Annotated in this window: 3 protein-coding genes; all 3 read left to right on the forward strand. The window is 48.7% G+C overall.

Annotation, left to right across the window (positions count from 1 at the left end; translation table 11 throughout):
• The first annotated feature begins 89 nt into the window (after positions 1-89).
• Genes AC1DUU_RS30770 through AC1DUU_RS30780 form a run of 3 tightly spaced genes read left to right on the forward strand, consistent with a single transcriptional unit; the run spans position 90 to position 1,857 of the window.
• Complete coding sequence (locus AC1DUU_RS30770) at positions 90-1,001, forward strand: hypothetical protein (RefSeq protein WP_476787100.1); 912 nt, start codon at positions 90-92, stop codon at positions 999-1,001.
• Positions 1,001-1,528 (forward strand): hypothetical protein, encoded by a 528-nt coding sequence (locus AC1DUU_RS30775; RefSeq protein WP_476787101.1) that lies wholly within the window; start codon positions 1,001-1,003, stop codon positions 1,526-1,528. The genes AC1DUU_RS30770 and AC1DUU_RS30775 overlap by 1 nt, the downstream gene beginning before the upstream one ends.
• 41 nt (positions 1,529-1,569) lie before the next feature.
• Positions 1,570-1,857: a GIY-YIG nuclease family protein gene (locus AC1DUU_RS30780; protein ID WP_476787102.1), complete on the forward strand. Its 288-nt coding sequence runs from the start codon at positions 1,570-1,572 to the stop codon at positions 1,855-1,857.
• Positions 1,858-1,931: the final 74 nt, after the last annotated feature.

A 1,931-nucleotide genomic window follows, 5' to 3' on the forward strand; every position in this document is an offset into this window, starting at 1 on the left:
ACCTATGGCGCCGTTGCATTAGCGCTTGTGCTAACAAGTATATTTAGATTTTATTGCATTGTAGAATCAACTCGAGGAAATTCGTACAAATGCCATTTGCAATAGGTCTTCGATTTTACAAAATTTCTTTGCGAAGAAGAGGGCAAAAGAACAATCTAGTGATTGGCCCTGGTGGCGAACCGTGCGACCTCCACGATTTCATGGAGGATTTTGTTGCACGGAGAGGCGATCCAACAGTCGAAACTACCGAGCCGCGCGTATGGTTCTTTGACCGAAAGCCAACAAACTCCCCAAGAACCATCCATGGATATATTAGCTACGGCACACATGGATTTGAAAGTAAATTCGAAGACTTGAAGACCCGTAAGGAGAAATATAGCCGCCAATCTAGTGACCTCGAAGAAATTCCTCTATACTTTCAAATTTGGGTCCCTGACGATTCAACCTGCGCGATGATGGCCTTTCAGTCATTTCTGGGACGGTCCTGCGTTACATTTGTTCGCAACGCCCTGATGAAAGATTTCCAGCACAAATTTCCGAACTACATTATGCTTTTCAACGTAGTCGCTCCGGCGGGATCGGTGATGGACGAACGGCCTGTCAAATCTCTGACGTTCAGCCGACGACGGTCTCGAACTGACAACGCGGACGCATACTTGCTCGGAAAGAAAATTGACGAGGTCGAAGTAGATGTTTCGATTCGAGCGAAAAGGCGCGGCAGTTACATCTCAACATTCAAAGAAATAAAAACAATGGTCGACGGATCCTCAGGAGATCAAATCGTATCATTCGATGGCGACAGATACGAGAGCGTCACAGCAGAAGTCCAGTTCGGTCGGAAGCGGCGCATTGTAGGAATATTCGGATACGGCATAGACGCGGGGCTAATTGAGGCTTCTGATAAAGTGAAGAGACAGAAGAGCGGGCATCCCGTGTTCGACGACATTGCCGATGAAGTCGACGATATTATGAGTGAATTTTACAGCGGCATTAAAACATAATGCAGAAGATCAACATAATCGGTATTATTTCTTCACACATCCGCACTCTGCATGCAGACGGTGAAAATAAGATATTAACCGACGATCTTCTCGTTTTCTACGTCTTACCGCTGCTGCTAGGCGCAGCATGCTTCGTGCTTGATGTGCGCACGAAAGCTAACGTGATTGAACTTTCTGTCACGGTTTTTTCTATATTCGCAGCGCTACTGTTGAGCGTTCAGGTGGCGTTGTATAGCGTATCCTTGAGAAGGATAAATCCTCCGGGCGACCCGAAGAAGAATAAGGATTTCAATGTAGTAAACAAATCAAGAAAAACCCTGATATCCGAATTGAACTCAAATATCTCTTATCTGATCCTGATATCAGTTATACTTATCACAACTCTATTAATAATATACTGCATAGGAAGGTTTAGTGCGCTAGAATCTTCCTTTGCCATATTTATGTTTTTTCACTTCGTGATGACATTGCTAATGGTTGTAAAGCGCGCGAGCGTGGTGTTTTCGCGGGAATATGAGGATTCCTAGGTACCGACGTTCCCTCCTAGCCCGGACTTGGGGAGGCTCGCATGGAAGTCGCCGTCTACATCCTGCGATGCTCGGATGGCTCGTACTACACCGGCCTGACCAAGCAGGAGGTCGAGGCGCGGGTATGGGAGCACAATGAGGGCGTCTATGACGGCTACACGCGCAAGCGGCGGCCGGTGGAGTTGGTGTTCACCGAGACCTATGATCGGATCGTCGAGGCGATCGAGCGCGAGCGGCAGATCAAGGGGTGGAGCCGGGCCAAGAAGGAGGCGCTGATTGCGCTGGCGTACGAGCGATTGCCGGAGTTGGCGAGCCGGAAGAAGAGGTAGCTGGAACCCTCGTGGTTCGAGGCCTGGCCGAAGATCGTGAGTGAATATTCAGGAAGGCCGTGCGGGCCAGGCAC

The sequence above is a fragment of the Aminobacter sp. P4_H6_2 genome, assembly GCF_056400805.1.

Bases quoted from the DNA above. Each gene is read 5' to 3' on its own strand.
- AC1DUU_RS30770 (WP_476787100.1), top strand. From the start codon at position 90: ATGCCATTTGCAATAGGTCTTCGATTTTACAAAATTTCTTTGCGAAGA.
- AC1DUU_RS30775 (WP_476787101.1), top strand. From the start codon at position 1,001: ATGCAGAAGATCAACATAATCGGTATTATTTCTTCACACATCCGCACT.
- AC1DUU_RS30780 (WP_476787102.1), top strand. From the start codon at position 1,570: ATGGAAGTCGCCGTCTACATCCTGCGATGCTCGGATGGCTCGTACTAC.